Source organism: Corynebacterium phocae, assembly GCF_008693075.1.
Taxonomy (GTDB): Bacteria; Actinomycetota; Actinomycetes; order Mycobacteriales; family Mycobacteriaceae; genus Corynebacterium; species Corynebacterium phocae.
Map to the genome: position 1 here is coordinate 161293 of NZ_VXKJ01000053.1, position 17260 is coordinate 178552.

Sequence of the window (17260 nt, forward strand, 5' to 3'; positions counted from 1 at the left end):
TCTATTACCCTAGGGCACATGAACATCATCGGCGCTATTGATCCGCAGGGCCGGTGTGCGCATTGGCATTCATCGGTGGACGTGGTGGCCAACAAGTGCGCCACGTGCGGGCAGTGGTTTGCTTGCTACCTCTGCCACCCGGAAGGACACCCGTTCGGGCCGGTGGCGGATGGCGTTCCGGCCGTGATGTGTGGGGCGTGCGGCCAGGTTATGACCCGCGCGGATTACGGCCCCGCTTGCCCCGGCTGCGGCCACCCATTTAACCCGGGGTGCAAGCAGCACTCCGGCGTCTACTTTCAGGACTCGCCCGGGTGACCGCGCCCTCGTGAGGAACAGGCCACCGTCTACCTAGCAGTCGTGGACACCTTGCGGTGTTTCGAGGGGGTTAAGGGACAAAAGTGCGTCTGGGTGCCGGGCTCCGGTGAGGGATAATCCGGTTGCCTTGACGCCGGAGGTGTGTAGCCCAGTGCGAAACCCACCGCGGATCCGCGTCACGGTGAAAGCCGCAAGGGCCGGTTTTGTTTCGGAAGGAAAGCGTCCCGAAATGCCATAAATTGAACCGCGTTCAAGTAATCTGGTTCACATGAATATCCTAGATGTCGCACGCGAAAAGGCTCTGGAAAACGGCCAAGGCCTGAGCCAAGAGGAATTAGTCCAGGTCCTCAATGTCCCCGATGATCAGCTAGAAGAACTGGCTGATATCGCGCACCAGACCCGCCTGAAGTGGTGCGGCCCGGCAGTGTCCGTGGAAGGAATTATCTCCATCAAGACTGGCGGCTGCCCGGAGGATTGTCACTTTTGCTCCCAATCCGGCTTGTTTGAGTCCCCGGTGCGCGCGGCGCGCCTGAACATCGCGGAGCTGGTAGAAGCGGCGCAGAAAACGGCTAAAACCGGCGCTACGGAATTTTGTATTGTGGCCGCAGTGAAATCCCCGGATGACAACCTGTTAAACCAGGTGGGTGAGGCCATCGCTGCTATCAATGACGCGGTGGATATTGAAATCTCCGTCTCTTTGGGCACGCTCACCCGTGAGCAGGCGCAGCGCCTGAAGGACATGGGCGCGCAGCGCTACAACCACAACCTGGAAACTTCCCGTTCCTTCTTCCCCCAGGTGGTTACCACCCACACGTGGGAGGAGCGCAAGGAAACCCTGGACTTCGTGCGCGAGGTAGGCATGGAGGTCTGCAGCGGCGGGATCATCGGCATGGGTGAGTCCGTGGAGCAGCGCGCGGAGTTTGCGTACCAGCTAGCGCAGATTGATCCGTGTGAGGTGCCCATGAACTTCCTGGATCCCCGCCCGGGCACCCCGTTCCAGGACTATGAGTTGGTGCCGCTGGGTGAGGCGCTGCGCGCAGTGGCGGCTTTCCGCCTGGCCATGCCTGCTACCACCATCCGTTTTGCCGGCGGGCGTGAGCTCTCCCTGGGAGATGATGGCACAGAGAAGGGCCTGCTGGGCGGCATCAATGCCATCATTGCGGGTAACTACCTCACCACGCTGGGCAAGCAGATTGAAAAGGATATCGACATGTTGGGCCGTATTGATCTGCCCATCAAGGCACTCTAGTGGCTAGGGAAGTATCCAATGAGCTAGCGGAGGCGGTGCTTTCAGGGGACCGCCCCATTTTCCACCCGAACACGGGCAAGCCCTTCGAGGAAGGTGCAAAGCTTCACCCGGCGGCGGCCGCGGGGCTGGATGTACCCAGGTATTGCCAGATTTGCGGGCGTCGCATGGTGGCGCAGGTGCGCCCGGACGGCTGGTACGCGAAGTGCTCGCGCCACGGGTTGTTAGATTCGGATTGGCTCTTCGAGGAAAAGCTGCCTTAAGTTAAAAGCCATGGACCCCGCTGTCAAGCTTGCGCATGAATCCGCGCTGCGCTCCATCGCGCGCGTGGTGGAAGAAACCACGCCCCCTACTGCCGATGCCCCCACAAAGGTCACCCGCCTCATTGCCCAAGGTGGCGTCATGGTGCTCACCGGGGCGGGGGTGTCCACGGATTCCGGGGTGCCTGACTACCGGGGTCCGCGCGGCTCTTTGTCAAGGCACCGTCCCATGACCTACCAGGAGTTTAGCCACGATCCGGCTGCCAGTCACCGCTACTGGGCGCGGTCCTTCGTGGGGTGGCGCGTGATGAACCGGGCGCAGCCCAACCGCACGCACTACGCGCTGGTGGAGTTGGAGCGCGCCGGGCTGGTTGGGGGTATCGTCACGCAGAATGTGGACGGGCTGCATGCCCAGGCGGGAACAGGAAACCTGGTCACACTGCACGGCAATCTGGACCACGTGGCGTGCCTTGACTGCGGGGCGCTGGAGTCAAGGCCCAATCTGGACGCGCGGCTCGAAGGGCTCAACCCGCGTTTCCTGGAGCGCTGGGCCGTGGCCGATGACCAGGTCAACCCGGACGGGGACGTGGATCTCACACCCGCAGCCGTAGCCCAGTTTGTAATGGCGGGGTGCCTGAACTGCGGTTCCAAGAAACTCAAGCCGGACGTGGTTTATTTTGGTGAACCCGTGCCGCCGGCGCGCCGGGACGCCGCCTTTGAGATGCTTGATGGCTCGAAGTCCCTGCTGGTGGCCGGCTCCTCACTGGCCGTGATGAGTGGCTACCGTTTCATGTTGCACGCGCTAAAGACGGGTAAGGAGGTGGCCGTCATAAACGGCGGGCCGGGGCGGGGAGACGCCAAGGCCACCTACCTGTGGCGCACGGCGGTGGGTCCGGCCTTTGATTACGTGTTAGATGAGCTTGGGCTCTAGCCTTCTTGGCCTGCCAGCCTTTTCAGCGTGGCCCGCACAATGGCGCGCACCCGGCGGTCCATGGGCATATCCATGTGGGTGACCACGGCCAGGCGTTCGATGTCCTGGACATAGAGGTTGTCTACCTCCGCGCCGGTGTCTCCGGGGTCCAAGAAGCAGGTTTCCGGAGGTACCACCACGGTGTCCTGCTTGGTAGCTATGCAGGTATAGCTCACTCCCGGGATGGTGTCTCCCTCTGCGTTGAGGCGGTCCAGCGTGGGGCTGCCCACCACTTGCTCTTGGCCGGCCGGTCCAAAGTAAGAGTCAATGAGTGAGCGCATGATGTATTCCTGGTGGCGCATGGCAAGCAGGGGGCTTAAGATTCCGCCCTGCGTGGTGCCGTGGTTTGGCGATCCCAAGCAGATGACGTGCTTGACCCGCCCGCGCCCGGGCCCGTGCAGCCAGGCCCTAGCCACCACGCCGCCCTGTGAATGGCCAATCAGAATAACTTTTTCCGCGCCGGTGACCGCCATCACCGCGTCAATGTAGGAGGCCACTTGTTTCACAGATTCCGCGATGGGGGAGGTGGCGCGGTGCCCGTAGTCCGGGGCAAACACTGCCCAGCCTTCTGCCCGCAATTCTTGGCCTAGCAGCTGCCATACGCCCTTGGCGTCCGTGGTGCCGTGGAGCAAAATCACCGGCCACGGGCTGTGCGCGCTGGGGCGGGCGTCCCAAAAGTCCTCGAATATGCCACGCGGCTTGAGCCGCGCACCTAGCGGTAGGGAGGCCGCCTGGGCTAGGTCGGAGGCCTCCGCATACGTTCCCGCTATATCCACTAGGCTACGGCGGTTGTTGCGCAACGAGCTGGCAACTTCCCGGGCAAGCTCCTCCGGGGCCCTGGCGGAAACTTGCGGGGGTTCGCTTTGCCACAGGGTGGTGAGTTTTTCGGATACGGCGGCACGTAGCTCAGCCAGGGGATCTGAAGCCATGGCAGCGAGTGTACCTATCTGCAACAACGCGCACCCGTGCTAACCGGGGCGCTGCGGTCCACGCCCCTGGGGCGGAAACTCAACCGGGCGGCGCCAGCGGGGGTTTCTTGGGGCTTGTTCGGGGTGGCAAGGCGGAGCTTCTACCCAGGTCTTTGAGGGGCGTGGCAAGGAGGGAAGAAACTTTTTCTCGCGAGGGCTTGACGCTCATCCAAAAGGTGTATAAGCTAAGGCTTGCCTAATCACGGGCGGTTACTTCGGACAGGTTTCGCTCCAATTCCTCCAGTCCAGGTGCCGAGAGATTAGTCATGGGGTTGAGGTCCCGCCAGTGCGCAGCTGGCGGGACCTCATTTAATTTCTCCCAAGGTGTGCGTTAAGCCAGCGGGCTATACACTGAACAGGTATGACTTCACTTTCTGCTGGCCAGGCCGTTGCGGCCCTGATTGAATACTATGACCGTGCCCGTCACACAGCGCTGGAGATTTTAGAAAACGGCAACTTCGAGGACTACGGGCAGGTGGTCTACCCGCGGCTGACCGTAGAGGTTAAAGCCTGGGTTCCCATCGACAGGTCGGAGCCTTTTGGCTACGTTGATGAAGCTGGGCGCTACACCGCAGTTATTTCCAAGCCCCACCTGATGCGGGACTATCTTGAAGACCAGCTCACCCGTTTGAGTGAGAATTATGATTGCACAATCACCGTTGCCCCTTCCGAGGTCCGGATTCCCCCAGAGTATATCCGCGGTGCCCCTGCACTGGGCCAGCGGCGCAGTCCGGAGGTTCCCCGGCCCACGCTCGATGACGTCAATGACGCGATTATCAACGGGGATTGGGACGCGTTCCACGGTACGGAAAAGCCGTTGTTCCACTTTGGGCCCCAGCGTTTTGATATCGCGTGTGCGCGCATTGAGCACTACACCGGTGTTGAGGTTGACACCGTGCAAAAGTACATTTTGTTTACCAACTACGCTATGCACACCACGGAGTTTCTTCGTTTCGGCCTGCGGGAGTTGGTACGCGCGGACTCCCGCTATACCGCGTTGGTTCTTCCCAACGGTGAGACCCTGCATTCCGATGACGCCCTGGATATAGACCTTGACGAGCTCACATTGGTCTCCCGTTTCCAGATGCCCCGCTTTGATCTCATTACCGCTGGCGGGGACGGAATAACCATGATCAACATAGGCGTGGGCCCCTCGAACGCTAAGACCATCACGGATTGTCTGGCCGTGTTGCGCCCGGAGGCTTGGATCATGATTGGCCACTGCGCCGGTTTGGACGGGCGTATGCGCATGGGGGATCTTATTCTTGGCAACGCCTACCAGCGCAATGATCATATTCTCAACCCCTCCGTGCATGTGGATGTCCCCATCCCCGCTATACCGGAGGTGCAACGCGCGTTGGAAGCCTCGGTCCACGCCGTCTACGGGGAAAACCAAGAGCTCATGCGCACTGGAACCGTTATCTCCACTGCGGATAGAAACTGGGAGTGGCGCACCTCCCGGGAGTTGTGGGAGTGGCTTCGTGCCTCCACGGCGGTGGCGGTGGACATGGAATCTAGCCTTATTGCCGCCAATGGTTACCGTTTCCGCGTCCCCTACGGCACCTTGCTGTCGGTTTCTGACTTGCCACTGCACGCGGTTCCCAAGCTCCCGGCGGCCGCGCAGGCTTTTTATTCAAATTCCAAGGAGGCGCACGTGATGTGCGCCGTGCGCGCGGTGGAGGCCCTGGCGGGAAATCCGAAAAGCCTACACACTCGCAAGTTGCGTAGAACCATTGGAGAAGTTCCATTCCGGTAGCTTGACCGGCTAAACTTTAGAAAAGTGTCATCCGATTGAAGGAGTCTTTCATGAACCAGCCCGATTGGTACCATCCGGACCGCGAGAACCTCACCTGGGATATCTTCGGTGAAGCATCGCGGTATCTATCCCAGGAAATCGTGAATTCGGGCTGGTTCCCGGACGTTATTGTGGGCGTTGCCCGCGGTGGCTTCATCCCCGCTGGCGCTATTGGCTACGCCATTGGTGTCAAAGAGATGGGAGCTATCAATGTGGAGTTCTACACCGATATTGGTGTCACCCTGCCCGAGCCCATCATTCTCAATCCCCAGCTAGATACCGCTTCGCTGGAGGGCAAGAAGGTCCTGGTGGTCGACGACGTGGCGGATTCCGGCAAGACCCTTGACTTAGTGGTCAACATGTTGAAAGAAACCGCTGCGGAGGTCAAGTCTGCGGTTATCTACATTAAGCCCGAGACTATCTTCCAGCCGGATTTCTACTGGCGCAAAACCGCTGAGTGGATCAATTTCGCGTGGTCTGCCCTTCCTGTCATTACGGCTGACGGCTCGTATAAAGAGGGCCACTAGCCGGTCCCTTGGCCATCCTCCGCAGGTGCTACTCCTGCGGAGGATTTTTTGATCGGAAGAAGTATTTTCAAAGTTCAAACTTTTGGCTGTTGTCTGGGCCCCCTCCGGTAGGTTAGGCTACCCATAGTTTAAAAAAGTCACCTTAAATTTGGAGGATATGCACCAATGACCATTGCGACAGGCACTCAGCCCTTGTCCGTAGCCTTGCGCGAGGAAACGTCCAAGGCGCACGAAGCAACCGAGGGCTCCGACTTCATGACCCGCCTGATCGGTGGCCAGCTGGACGACAAAGCTGTTGCCATGTATACCGGGCAACTCTGGTTTGTCTATGACGCCCTTGAGCGCGCGGTGCGTTCCTTCGTTGGCTCCCCCATCGTGGACGCCTTCGCGGATCCCCGCCTAGAGCGTCGCGACTCCCTGGAGTCCGACCTGCAGGAGATGTTGGGGGATGACTGGCGCGATCAGATCAAGATTCTGCCCGCAACCGCCAAGTACGTGGGTCATCTTGAGACTCTAAAGACGCCAGAGGCAGCGGTAGCACACCACTACGTTCGCTACTTGGGTGACGTTAGCGGCGGTCAGGTTATTTCTGCTCGCCTGCAGAAGGCGTACGGTTTTGGCCCGGAAAAAGTTAAATTCTACGATTTTTCCTCTGTGGGTAAGCCCGTTCCTTTCCGCCGTTCTTACCGCGAGGCTCTGGACAATTTGGAGCTCACTGCTGAGCAGCGCGCCAACCTTATTGCAGAGGCCGGGACAGCGTTTTACCTGAACCTGGGCGTTTTCGTTGAGCTGAAAGAGGCTATTGCTAAGTAAGTGGCCCAGGCCACAGCTTTGGTAAGACAGGACTAATAATGTTTAGGGTAGGTTACCCAAAAAATCCCCTGACCGGGAGTTTTGGGTAACCTTACCTTGCTAGCGCGGGGAAAAATCTTGTGTATGCTTACTTTCGGAAGCACTTAAGAGCCTATCTAAAGGCCCCAGAAAAGTAAGGAAACACTATCATGAACGAGTCCCTACAGACCCTCCTCAACGACCAGGTTATTAACGAGCACGGCGCTGCTCTCATCTACACCCAGCTGGCATACGAGTTGGACAATCTGTCCTTCCCCGGCATGCGTGATTGGATGCTGGCACAAGCAGCTGAAGAGCGTGAGCACGCGGCAAAGATCTCTGACCACCTGCTGGCTCGCGGCTATCGCGTGGAACTCACTGACATCCCGGTTGGCTCCATTAAGGCCGCAACCCCGCTGGACGCTTTCGAGGCGGCATACGCCCATGAGCAGAAAGTTTCTGAGCAAATCCGTGAGATTGCCCGTACTGCTGAGAAGGTAGGCGACCTAGACTCCCGCTCACTCATCAACTGGTTCTTGGATGAGCAGATTGAGGAAGAGGCTAGCGTCTCCGAAATTATTGACCACATTAAGATGGTTGGCAGTGACGGAGCAGGCCTGCTCCGCCTTGATGACAAGCTTGCCTCCCGCGACTAAGACTTCCTTCGCGGCTTGAGCCATTCCAGCCGCTGCTAATAGCAAAGCTTTTCCCACCGCCGGTTCGTGTCGCACGAGCCGGCGGTGGGCGTTTTCCTATGCGTGGCGCCCAGCCCGCAAGCGCCCAGCCCGCAAGCACCGAGCCCGTTAGCCCACGGCCTGCAGGCACCCAGCCCGTTAGCACCCAGCCCGTTAGCCCCCAGTCCGTTAGCCCACGGCCTGCAGGCACCCAGCCCGTTAGCACCCAGCCCGTTAGCGCCCAGCCCGTTAGCACCGAGCCCGCAAGCACCCAGCCTGGCGGGCAGGTGCCCCTATTTATTCAGGGTTAGGGGCTGGCGCAGTAGCGGGTCAAGCGCAACGGCGCGGGCGATGGAGCGCACGATATCGCGGTGGCTGGGAATGAGCCGGAGTTGGGGGGCGTCTTTCAATTGGGCGCGGACTTCTGCTGCAAATATTCGGGGTGCTTGGGGGTCGTCGTAGAAAGCGCCGCCGGCAATAACCAGGGTGTCCGGCCGGTGGGCCTCAATCAATTTGGCAGCTAGCTTGCCCAGGTCCTGCGCGCGGTGTGTGAGGACCTCACGGCTGTTGGATCCCTTGGAGATCTGCTTGTTAATCGCTGTGGTCACCAGGGTGTTCTCCGGAGCTTGGCCGTTGAGGCTGGGTAGTGCAAGTGTGTGAACGCCCTCATCGTTCGATAGCGCTGCGCCCAAGGAGTCGTCGGCAAACAGCACCATCACAGTGGGGGTGTTATCCAGTGAGGCGGTCTGGGTTTCAGAGCCCAAGATTGCCGGGACGGCGGCGGAGACGGTTACTGGCACGTCAAATTGGTAGCGCAGGCGTTGGGCTATATCCATGTTGTCCCATCCCAGGTTGGGGGCGTGGACCAAGCCTTCGGGGCTGACAGATCCGGAGGTGGCTACGCCCACGGATACCAGTTTGCGGTCTGATCCGGTGCTGAGCCGGTGGACGCCGGCCATGAGATGTTCAATGAAGTCATCTTCGCTCAGGCTAGCAACGGGGGTGGGAACATCTTCTTCTGCGATAATGCGTCCCCGGTTGTCGTATAGGGCTATGTAGGTGGCGGTGGTGCCAACAGCTAGTCCGGCCAGCATCCAGTCATTGTCCCCAATTTTGACGGGAATGATGGGACGGCCGCGCCCGCGTGATTGGGTGAGATCGGTGCGTTCCGCAAGCAGTCCTGCCCCGATGAGGGCGGTGACTGCGCGGGTAATGGTGGGTTGGGACAGCCCGGTGGCTTCTACCAGCTCAGCACGAGTAATCACGGAGCTCAGCCGTGTGAGGTGGAGGCATTTGGCGGCAGGGTTGTCTGGCCGCGAGAAAACAGTCCCGGTGTTACGCATGGTTAAAGTATAAAGAGTATAGACTACCTTGTCTAATTAGCCACCCGACTATATAGACAACTTGGTATTAAAGTAGCGCTGGGAGCACCTTCTCCGCAGTTCCCTGAATTAAACGGGAGTACCTACTCAGCTCAGTGGCAACGGGACTGACCTCCAGCACGGGAGTGCCCAGGTCAAAGGCCACTAGCGGCAAACTGGCGGCCGGCTGCACCACGCCGGAGGTTCCCACGATGATGACGGCGTCTGCGGTGGACATTCGTTGCTCTGCCTCCTCCCACTCGCGGTGGGGGAGTGCTTCTCCAAACCAGACCACGCCCGGGCGGATGAGATTTCCGCACAACGGGCATTCCGGGATTGTTTCCGGATGGACCTCCCCGCGCCAGGGCCGGGCGCAGATGGAGCACCGGAACTCGAAGAGGGAACCGTGCAGGTGCGTGACCGTGCCGCTACCGGCGCGCTCATGCAGGTCATCGATATTTTGGGTGGTAACGGCAGTCTTTGCCGATGCCGCCACAGCTCTATGCCCGGCATGTGGCTGCGCACGTAGCGCCAGATCCCGCCGGTGGAGGTACCACCGCCACATGGGTTCCGGGTCTTTTGCCCACGCCCCGATTGATGCCATGGCCTGGGGGTCCACCTTGGACCAGATCCCGGTGGTGGCGTCGCGGAAGGTGTCAAGGCCAGATTCCGCTGACATTCCCGCGCCGGTAAATACTTCCACGCGTTGCGCATCTTGGATCACTCGGGCGGCTTGCTCTACACAGGTGTTCATAACTTCCTATGCTAGTGAGTATGAAAAACGTAGCGGTTTATTGTGGTTCATCCAGTGGCAACCGGGCCCATTTTGCCGTGGCCGCCCGAAAGCTCGGGGCAGAGCTGGCGCGCCGGGATATTGGGCTGGTCTATGGCGGCGGCCGCGTGGGGCTGATGGGGGAGATAGCGGACGCCGTGCTAGCAGGCGGAGGCCAGGTGACTGGGGTCATCCCCCGGCAGTTGGCGGACCTGGAGGTGGCACACCAGGGGCTCACGCGGCTGGAGTGCGTGGAGACCATGGCGCAGCGCAAAACCCGGATGGAGGAGTTGGCGGACGGTTTCATTGCTATGCCGGGCGGAGTGGGGACTTTGGAGGAGCTGGCGGAGGTCCTCACTATGCAGCAGCTTGGTACCACGGACGGGCCGGTGGCCTTTCTGGATGTGGCGGGTTATTGGCAGCCTTTCCGCACCATGTTCGCAGCCTTTGCCAAGCAGGGTTTTATGCAGCAGCGTTATGTTGATAACCTAATATTTTCGGATAACCCCGCTGACCTGCTGGATCTTTGTCAGGAATTTCGCCCCTTGGGGCCTAAATGGCAAAGGGGCTAGACTTTGGATTATGACTCCCGAAACCCAGCGTCAACCCTCTCTATTGGATGCTTCCTGCGATAGTTTTGTTTATGACTTAGCCGCACTTTCCCCCACCGAGGCCACGGCCATGGGAATAGAAGGCTTTGATGGAGAACTCCAAGACTTCTCCCCGGAATACTATCAATCCGTGGCTGACCGTACCCGTGAGATGGTGGCGGATATTGACGCCTTGGATGACTGCACTTATGAAGCTGATGATGAAGATGACTTCGATGAGGTTGATGAAGTCACCGCCGCCGCCCTGCGAGACCGCTTGGTGTTGCAACTGGAACTTCACCACCACCGTGAGGACCTGCGGTGCCTGAACAACATTGCCTCCCCTGTCCAGGAAATCCGGGACACCCTGTTGCTCATGCCAAGCGACACGCCGGAACAAAAAGAAGCCATCCGTTCGCGGATTTCCAAGATCCCCCGCGCGCTGGAGGGGTACAAGGAATCTCTCAAGGAAGCTGCCAGCACCGGCCGGGTGGCCGCAATCCGGCAGATTAATGAGGTTATTGGCCAGTGCAACGCCCTGGCTGATGGGGACCTGCTGGACAACCTGGGCACGTCGGGGGAGGTAGAAGCCGCTAAGCGCGCTTTTGAAGAGTTTTCTTCCTGGCTGTCCGCGGAACTCCAACCCCAAGCCCCTAGCGAAGACGCGTTTGGCCGCGAGCGCTATGAGCGTTTCTCCCGGCTGTTCGTGGGCTTCCCCGTAGATCTTGATGAAGCCTATGAATGGGGATTGGACCGCGTCGCGGAAATTACTGCGGAGCAGGAAAAGATTGCCCGGCAGCTCTACGGTGAGGGTACCTCTCCGCGTACCGCCATGCGTCAGCTGGATAATGAGGAGCGCTATACTCTCCACGGTCAGGACGCCTTGGTGGAGTGGATGCAATCCACCGCTGACCGCGTTATTAAGGACTTGGACGGCAAGTATTTTGACATCGATGAAGCCGTGCGCCCCATTGAGTGCAAGATTGATCCAGCTGGTACCGGCGGGATTTTTTACACCGGCCCGTCTGATGATTTCACCCGTCCGGGCCGCATGTGGTGGTCGGTGCCAGAAGGCCAAGACACTTTCCACACTTGGCAGGAGTTGACCACCGTCCACCACGAGGGCGCGCCGGGCCACCACCTGCAAATAGGTGCAGCTATGACCCAACCGGACTTAAATCTATGGCGTCGCGTTGCGTGCTGGAACTCTGGTCACGGTGAGGGCTGGGCGCTTTATGCTGAGGCCCTCATGGCGGAGCTGGGGTACATGGATGATCCCGGTTTTCGCATGGGGTTGCTGGACGCGCAGCGTTTCCGGGCAGCTCGGGTGGTAGTTGATATCGGGCTGCACCTGGGCAAGATGATGCCGGATAATTCCGGCAAGTGGGACAAGGCGCACATGCGCACCTTCATGCGGGAAAACACCGCCATGGATGACGCCAACCTGGCCTTCGAGGTCAACCGCTACCTTGGCTGGGCCGGCCAGGCACCGTCCTACGCGCTGGGCCAGCGCCTGTGGCAGCAAACTCGTGAGGAAGCTGTGGCGCAGGGCATGTCCGTCCGGGACTTCCACTCAAAGGCCCTGGCCTTGGGTTCTATCCCCATGGCCATCTTGCGTGAGACGCTGTTGGATTAAGGACCCAATCCGCACCACGGCGGGTGCCCGTGGGAACGTGCAGGACTTAGCTACCCTTACCCAGCTTTCGCGCCAGGCGCAGCAGCTGCGGGAGGTAGCCCGCAATCATCAGGATGAAGATGAGCCGCACCAGCTGCACGGTGACTACCTCCGCTCCTCCGCCGGCCTCGGAACTCAGCGCCAGGACGGTCTCCAGCGCGCCGGGAGAGGTGGCTAGGTAAGCCTCCAGGTAGGTGATGTCTACCCAATGCATGAGTAGCCAGGCAGATATGGCACTCACGCCAATCACCGCGCCGATAAACGCCAGGGTGGCTGGTAGTTGGGCGGAAAAGGCGCGCAGTGCGGCCACGTTGAGCGCGCCACCACAGGCCCAGCCGATAGCCAAGAAGGCCACTACTCGGAAGGCCTCCGGTGGCGCTGCCGTGTAGCCTGGCGGCAGCAGCGGCTCGGCTAGCAGGGTGAGCAGCAGGGGGCCCATAACCGCTGCTGCCGGCAACCGAAGGACAACGCCCAGCGGCCGGCCCGCCGCCGCGATGACTAGCGCCAGCCACCACAGACTCACGGCGTTCCCGCTGGTGCTGGCTCCAAGGTCGTGGACTCCCATCAGGCCCGCGACTAGTGGCAGGGACAAAGAGACCGCTAGTAGTCTCAGGTACTGGGTCATAATGACAAAGCTTTGGTCCGCCCCCACTTCTGCGGCTAGCGCTGGCATGAGAGAGGCGCCTCCGGGAAGCATGGACATGATGCCAGTTTCCCAGCTGACCTGCGTTGGCTTCGCGCGGTGCAGGGCTATGCCGCCGGCTAGACCCACACCCACGGATATCCCGGCCATGACGGCGGCGGCCGGCAGGAGCCCCAGGAGTGTTTGCCATGGGGTCAGTGTCAGCGGCATGGCAGCCAACATGCCGACGAAACCGATGGATGCAGTGTAGAAGTAGCGGTTAAGGCTCAGCTGCCGGCCTGTTGTCAGGGCGGCCATGCCAGCTCCGGCGATGCCCCCTAAAATCCATGCCGCCGGCACCCCTAGGCACTCCAGCACCGCGCCGAGGGCCCCGGAGATGGGGACGATTGCAACCCACAACATAGTTGCACAGTCTAATGCGGACGACGCTAGATCCGCAGCCGCCGGTGGGTGTCCCGACTGTTTGGTAGTTTTGCGTTTATGGAAAATATTAATGCTATGCCACCGGTGCCAGCCACCCTGCCCACCGACAACGAACTGGTCGAGGAAATCAAAGACTACATCTGGAAGTCGTTGATTATCCGCGGGGTCTCGGACGTAGCGGAAATCCGGGAGTGTACAGAGGAGCTTTTTGAAGAAGAATTGGAGGGCGTAAACCCAATCCACGTGGAGGACCTGGCTGGGCAGATGGTGGATATCCGCCGGCACCAGCTTACGGAATTGGGCGGCTATTCCTCCCGCCTTAGTGCCGCCTTCCAGGAGTTGAAGGACCGCGGCGTGTTGGCTTTAGGGGATTTTTCCTGCTGCGGGACCTGCGGCTCCGGGGAGGCCCATGATTTGATGCTTGAGCGGGGCATGGACGGCTACGTTTATTTCCACGAACAGGATACGGATGACCTCATCGATAGCGGGGAGACTTACTTGGGTTATGGACTAAACCTCCCCAAGCGCTACACGGAAGAAGAATGGGAGGCCCTTTCGGAGGATGCCGCCACCAGGATCTACACCGAGTTGTGCCGTTCCATGGCAGAGGACACCCTCACACCGGTCTTCGAACGCCACGGCATTGACTTTCACTGGGACGGGGACCTGTCAGTCCGGATGCACATTTCCAACGCGGACTTTTTCCGGCCGTTGTCATAAAAAGCGCCCGCTCTCCGTGTGCAGAGCGCGGGCGGGAAAATCCGGAAGGCGGTGTCTAGGTTAGAACAGGCCGTCTAACTCGGAACCAAAGTCATCCAGGGTGAAGGAGCGGGAGTCAACGTGTTGGTCGTTGAAACCCGAGTTATCCCCATCGAGGCGGGAAATCTGGGTGACCTCAATGTAGTTCTTCAACCGTCCTTCCCCAGTCAGACCGTCGCCAAAGTCCAGGTTGGCTACGTGCTGGGACCTTCCGGCGTTGATTGGGTTAGCCAGGGTGACTTCGAAGGAGCGGGTGGAAGTGGCGGCATCGAAGCCTAGGTCGCGGATGTGCGCGCCGTTGGAAGAGCGCGGGGTGATGAGGCGGTCAACTCCCTGTGGCCCCTCGGCGGTCTTGACATCCACACGGAACTGAACTGCCGGGAAGTCGCCGTAGTAGCGCTCCGTGCCCACGTTTTCGAGGTGTAAAGCCACGGTGCCGGCAAATCCGGGGGCTTTCATTCCGGAGGTGGTTAGGTATGGGCGCAGGTCCAGGTCGGTGGTGGCGTTCTCTGGAACCGCAACGGTGGTCTCATTTTCTGCTACCACCTCAGCATCCTTCTTCGGATCCTTGTCAACTTCGTGCGTGTTCTGAGCGTCTTCGTTGGGTGCCCAGGAGTCGGAGAGCTTGTCGTAGAGTTTTACGCGAACCTCGTTCTTGATTGGTTGCAGTGCAGACCAGGCGGTTGGCGAAGACCAGGTGCCGTCAAGTTTGCAGAACTGCTGGGTCCCGGTCATGTTGAGCACACGGAACCCGTAAGTGGCTTCACCGGTGTGGTTGGCTGGTACAGGGTAGGGGCCAATGTTTTGTCCAGCGTTCCAAGTCAGAGAATAGGACGCGGAGGCACCCATGGCGGTGGCTAGGGAGTAGGAGATACCGGCGGAACCACCTTTTTGGGCATAACCGGCGTTGAGGCCCACAGTTTCTGTACGGCTGCCGTTTACTGTCACGGAAATACTTTGTGATTTAGAAAGGCTCTGCTGTAAAAGAATTTCCTTGTTGGTCTGGTTGGTGGTGGAGATGGTGCCCACCGGCATGAAGAGGTCGGAGACCTTGTAAACCACCGTGCGCTTGTCTTCCCAGGGATTACAGATCGGGCGGGGGTTTAGTACGTTGGCTTTTAGGTGATCGGAGCCGTGGTAGGTATGAACCACCGGAAGGTCAACATTGGTGGCGGGGGTCTCTGGATAGGATTCGGTGAACGTGCTGGCGCCGGCGGCTGGAGCTGCTAGGGCTGCGCCTGCAACTACAACGCTAGCCATGACGCTGGCAACGCGGAAACGGAAGGACATTGGGGAGGTCTCCTTAGATGACGGGAGGCGGACAGTAGAAACTTGACAGCAACTTGAACTTGACTGTGAGTGACCAGGACTTCCTGGCACTTAATGGCTAGGCTATGCTTAGATTCGGGGTCAAACAATAGTGGTAGTAAATACTTTCACCCACCTAGGGTTCAGGGGAATATGCCTATGCGCTGGGTAAATGGTTGAAAATTTCGAGAGCTGTTAGGCCGTGTGGGGCCTGGGAGGGGGCTGGGGATATATTGATAAGCGCTGGGTTCCAATTTTTGAAATACCCCCTTTTGTGGGGGGTTAAACGTGTTTGGAAAGCTGTCAGCAACCTTATGTATGGCAGCTTTCCGGTAAACCTTTCGGAAATTTCCCCTTAACCCCCCGCAGAAGGTCGTCGCGACTGGGCAATGTTTGATAGCGTTTAGGTTCAATAGAGCTTAAATAAGCAAATTTTTAGTAGTATGTTCGTCGAAAGTCCTCACAGCCTTTCCTATCCTGGGAGTTATAAAAACATGTTTCGGAACTCAACACGCCTGAATATCTCAAAGGCCGCCTGGTGTACTGCCCTGGCGGTGGGAGCAGGAACGGCCGTAAATCCAGTCACTTCGGCCGCTGAGGTGGTAACCAGTGATGTAGGACTGCCACTGGCATGCAACGTCCAGCTGAACAACAGCCTTGCAGGTGGCTACAGCGGGGTCTACAACTCGCAGGAAGAAGACTACCGGCAATTCCGGGTTGACCTAAAGGTTCAGGCCCCGGAGACCGTCGAATTTGGGCAGACCTTTGAGTATGCCATTTTGCCTACTAATTTCTCCCTACCGGCCAAAATTTCCAGCGCCTCGATCTCAAAAGCTGATCAAATCAACTTGTGGGTCGATCTTCCCGAAAACGCACAGGTACTCAAAGTTGAAGCAGAAGAGGATCCTGCGTCTATTTTTGAGGTGAAAGAGGAAAACGGTCGGATACACCTCACTGGTGCACCGTCCACTTCCCCCGCGGACGTGACCAGGTGGGACGTCAAAAACAAGAACCAGTGGAAAAGCGGTGGTTTGGCTGCCAAGAACTCCGGTGGGGAGCTAGTTCTCAAGACACCCAAAATCACTATTTCTTTAAAATCGAAGGGCCTGGTAGGGGAGACCATCCAGCCGAAGATCCGGCGTATTGACCCCAAGACCTTTTCCAACCTTTCCTTTGTTCAGGTATATGCGGAAGCAGATGCTCCCATCGTGGGCACCATTCCCGCTTTCATCCGTTGCGGTCTCTCCCAGGATGATGAATCGCGGAAGGCGGAGGGAAAGGAAGTGCTTGAAGCTGACACTTTCCCCGCTGTAAAAGTTGTTGCCAAGCAGCAAGTTCCAACTCCCGGTCAACAGACTGTGGCCACCTCTGTGCAGATCAACCTGCTGGAAGCAGATGGCACTGCTTTTGCCGCTGGTTCCATGGTTGAGCTCCTCATCAATGGACAAAAGCGCAGCCTAACTGTGGAAGACAGCGGCGTGGCTCGTTTCTCCGTAGATCTAGAAAACGGGCAGGAAACGAATGTCAACGTTGGTTTCGCAGATAACCTTGACAACAGCGTTGACGTAAGCGTCACCGGGGGCAAGGAGGGCGCCAGTGCTACCTTGCAGCGCAAACCACTCTATCCCGCAGTTGCCAGGGTGCAACTGACTGATGCCAATGGCAAACCCCTGGAGGCTGGGAAAGATGTCCAGCTCCTGGTCGGTGGGGAACAGGCTGCCTACACGGTTGGCGCGGACGGTTACGTGGATATCTCCGTAAGCCTCCGTGATTCTGAAACCAAGCTGGTTAAAGTAGCATTTGCTGATCAACCCAGTTCCTTTATCTCCGTGGAACTTAAAGGCGGGAAAGACGTAGCCCCCGTGCTCCATGATTCCCCACTGGCCCGCACCCAAAATATCCCGGATCCCACCGGTTCTTCCGGCCCCTTGAATATGGATAACCCGATTGTGTGGGGTTCCATTTTGGCGACCGCTCTGGGCCTACCTGTCATTGGGATGTTGATAAAAATAGCCATTGACTATTTCAAGATTCCTCTGCCCTACATTGAAATCCGCCATCCTGAGTAAGAGCTGCTCCTCGAAGTTCTTCATATCAATAACCTAATTGTTTAATACCTGCCTCATCTAGACCGCAACGGTTT

General features: G+C 58.8%; 17 protein-coding genes. 12 read left to right on the forward strand and 5 right to left on the reverse strand.

From position 1 onward, the window contains the following. Positions 1-18: 18 nt before the first annotated feature. The 4 genes from F4V58_RS12130 to F4V58_RS12145 all read left to right on the forward strand — a co-directional run bounded on the left by F4V58_RS12130 (position 19) and on the right by F4V58_RS12145 (position 2752). A complete protein-coding gene (locus F4V58_RS12130) occupies positions 19-315 on the forward strand; it encodes a CHY zinc finger protein (protein ID WP_075732215.1) in 297 nt (98 codons plus the stop codon). Between the two features lie 268 nt (positions 316-583). Then, positions 584-1564, forward strand: coding sequence for a biotin synthase BioB (gene bioB / locus F4V58_RS12135; RefSeq protein ID WP_075732217.1), 981 nt, complete (start codon positions 584-586; stop codon positions 1562-1564). After that, positions 1564-1824: a biotin synthase auxiliary protein BsaP gene (gene bsaP, locus F4V58_RS12140; RefSeq protein WP_075732219.1), complete on the forward strand. Its 261-nt coding sequence runs from the start codon at positions 1564-1566 to the stop codon at positions 1822-1824. The genes bioB and bsaP overlap by 1 nt, the downstream gene beginning before the upstream one ends. A gap of 10 nt (positions 1825-1834) precedes the next feature. After that, the gene (locus F4V58_RS12145) at positions 1835-2752 is read left to right on the forward strand and encodes a Sir2 family NAD-dependent protein deacetylase (protein ID WP_075732221.1); all 918 of its coding nucleotides are present in this window, start codon (positions 1835-1837) and stop codon (positions 2750-2752) included. Here the strand turns inward: F4V58_RS12145 and F4V58_RS12150 are convergent. After that, on the reverse strand, positions 2749-3720 hold the full coding sequence (locus F4V58_RS12150; protein ID WP_084559607.1) for an esterase/lipase family protein: 972 nt from the start codon (positions 3718-3720) through the stop codon (positions 2749-2751). The genes F4V58_RS12145 and F4V58_RS12150 overlap by 4 nt on opposite strands. 400 nt (positions 3721-4120) lie before the next feature. Here F4V58_RS12150 and amn point away from each other — a divergent pair, with 400 nt between their 5' ends. From amn to F4V58_RS12170, 4 genes are all read left to right on the forward strand, one after another. Continuing rightward, positions 4121-5515, forward strand: a complete 1395-nt coding sequence (gene amn / locus F4V58_RS12155) for an AMP nucleosidase (protein ID WP_075732223.1) — start codon at positions 4121-4123, stop codon at positions 5513-5515. Between the two features lie 50 nt (positions 5516-5565). Next, entirely contained in the window at positions 5566-6081 is a 516-nt protein-coding gene (locus tag F4V58_RS12160; RefSeq protein WP_075732225.1) for a phosphoribosyltransferase, read from the forward strand. Between the two features lie 165 nt (positions 6082-6246). After that, complete coding sequence (locus F4V58_RS12165) at positions 6247-6894, forward strand: biliverdin-producing heme oxygenase (RefSeq protein WP_075732227.1); 648 nt, start codon at positions 6247-6249, stop codon at positions 6892-6894. Positions 6895-7082: 188 nt separating this feature from the next. Continuing rightward, the gene (locus F4V58_RS12170; protein ID WP_075732229.1) at positions 7083-7568 is read left to right on the forward strand and encodes a ferritin; all 486 of its coding nucleotides are present in this window, start codon (positions 7083-7085) and stop codon (positions 7566-7568) included. Between the two features lie 311 nt (positions 7569-7879). Here F4V58_RS12170 and F4V58_RS12180 read toward each other — a convergent pair whose 3' ends face one another. Together F4V58_RS12180 and F4V58_RS12185 are read right to left on the reverse strand one after the other, a co-directional pair. After that, positions 7880-8929, reverse strand: a complete 1050-nt coding sequence (locus F4V58_RS12180) for an ROK family transcriptional regulator (protein WP_075732231.1) — start codon at positions 8927-8929, stop codon at positions 7880-7882. 67 nt (positions 8930-8996) lie between these two features. Beyond that, a complete protein-coding gene (locus F4V58_RS12185) occupies positions 8997-9701 on the reverse strand; it encodes an NAD-dependent deacylase (RefSeq protein WP_075732233.1) in 705 nt (234 codons plus the stop codon). Positions 9702-9721: 20 nt separating this feature from the next. Between F4V58_RS12185 and F4V58_RS12190 the strand changes: the two genes are divergently transcribed. Both F4V58_RS12190 and F4V58_RS12195 read left to right on the forward strand, forming a co-directional pair. Beyond that, positions 9722-10291 carry an LOG family protein gene (locus tag F4V58_RS12190; protein ID WP_075732235.1) on the forward strand — a complete coding sequence of 190 codons (570 nt, stop codon included), beginning with the start codon at positions 9722-9724 and terminating at the stop codon, positions 10289-10291. A 10-nt stretch (positions 10292-10301) separates the two neighbouring features. Continuing rightward, positions 10302-11945, forward strand: coding sequence for a DUF885 domain-containing protein (locus tag F4V58_RS12195; protein ID WP_075732237.1), 1644 nt, complete (start codon positions 10302-10304; stop codon positions 11943-11945). A 46-nt stretch (positions 11946-11991) separates the two neighbouring features. On the opposite strand, the gene F4V58_RS12200 is transcribed toward F4V58_RS12195, so the two are convergent. Continuing rightward, entirely contained in the window at positions 11992-13029 is a 1038-nt protein-coding gene (locus tag F4V58_RS12200) for an AbrB family transcriptional regulator (protein ID WP_075732239.1), read from the reverse strand. A gap of 78 nt (positions 13030-13107) precedes the next feature. Here F4V58_RS12200 and F4V58_RS12205 point away from each other — a divergent pair, with 78 nt between their 5' ends. Then, on the forward strand, positions 13108-13770 hold the full coding sequence (locus F4V58_RS12205; RefSeq protein WP_150385825.1) for a DUF6891 domain-containing protein: 663 nt from the start codon (positions 13108-13110) through the stop codon (positions 13768-13770). Positions 13771-13830: 60 nt separating this feature from the next. Here F4V58_RS12205 and F4V58_RS12210 read toward each other — a convergent pair whose 3' ends face one another. Then, a complete protein-coding gene (locus tag F4V58_RS12210) occupies positions 13831-15099 on the reverse strand; it encodes a hypothetical protein (protein WP_075732243.1) in 1269 nt (422 codons plus the stop codon). 512 nt (positions 15100-15611) lie between these two features. Between F4V58_RS12210 and F4V58_RS12215 the strand changes: the two genes are divergently transcribed. After that, complete coding sequence (locus F4V58_RS12215; protein ID WP_150385826.1) at positions 15612-17186, forward strand: hypothetical protein; 1575 nt, start codon at positions 15612-15614, stop codon at positions 17184-17186. Positions 17187-17260: the final 74 nt, after the last annotated feature.

Bases quoted from the DNA above. Each gene is read 5' to 3' on its own strand.
- F4V58_RS12130 (WP_075732215.1), top strand. From the start codon at position 19: ATGAACATCATCGGCGCTATTGATCCGCAGGGCCGGTGTGCGCATTGG.
- bioB (WP_075732217.1), top strand. From the start codon at position 584: ATGAATATCCTAGATGTCGCACGCGAAAAGGCTCTGGAAAACGGCCAA.
- F4V58_RS12145 (WP_075732221.1), top strand. From the start codon at position 1,835: ATGGACCCCGCTGTCAAGCTTGCGCATGAATCCGCGCTGCGCTCCATC.
- F4V58_RS12150 (WP_084559607.1), bottom strand. From the start codon at position 3,720: ATGGCTTCAGATCCCCTGGCTGAGCTACGTGCCGCCGTATCCGAAAAA.
- amn (WP_075732223.1), top strand. From the start codon at position 4,121: ATGACTTCACTTTCTGCTGGCCAGGCCGTTGCGGCCCTGATTGAATAC.
- F4V58_RS12160 (WP_075732225.1), top strand. From the start codon at position 5,566: ATGAACCAGCCCGATTGGTACCATCCGGACCGCGAGAACCTCACCTGG.
- F4V58_RS12165 (WP_075732227.1), top strand. From the start codon at position 6,247: ATGACCATTGCGACAGGCACTCAGCCCTTGTCCGTAGCCTTGCGCGAG.
- F4V58_RS12170 (WP_075732229.1), top strand. From the start codon at position 7,083: ATGAACGAGTCCCTACAGACCCTCCTCAACGACCAGGTTATTAACGAG.
- F4V58_RS12180 (WP_075732231.1), bottom strand. From the start codon at position 8,929: ATGCGTAACACCGGGACTGTTTTCTCGCGGCCAGACAACCCTGCCGCC.
- F4V58_RS12185 (WP_075732233.1), bottom strand. From the start codon at position 9,701: ATGAACACCTGTGTAGAGCAAGCCGCCCGAGTGATCCAAGATGCGCAA.
- F4V58_RS12190 (WP_075732235.1), top strand. From the start codon at position 9,722: ATGAAAAACGTAGCGGTTTATTGTGGTTCATCCAGTGGCAACCGGGCC.
- F4V58_RS12195 (WP_075732237.1), top strand. From the start codon at position 10,302: ATGACTCCCGAAACCCAGCGTCAACCCTCTCTATTGGATGCTTCCTGC.
- F4V58_RS12200 (WP_075732239.1), bottom strand. From the start codon at position 13,029: ATGTTGTGGGTTGCAATCGTCCCCATCTCCGGGGCCCTCGGCGCGGTG.
- F4V58_RS12205 (WP_150385825.1), top strand. From the start codon at position 13,108: ATGGAAAATATTAATGCTATGCCACCGGTGCCAGCCACCCTGCCCACC.
- F4V58_RS12210 (WP_075732243.1), bottom strand. From the start codon at position 15,099: ATGTCCTTCCGTTTCCGCGTTGCCAGCGTCATGGCTAGCGTTGTAGTT.
- F4V58_RS12215 (WP_150385826.1), top strand. From the start codon at position 15,612: ATGTTTCGGAACTCAACACGCCTGAATATCTCAAAGGCCGCCTGGTGT.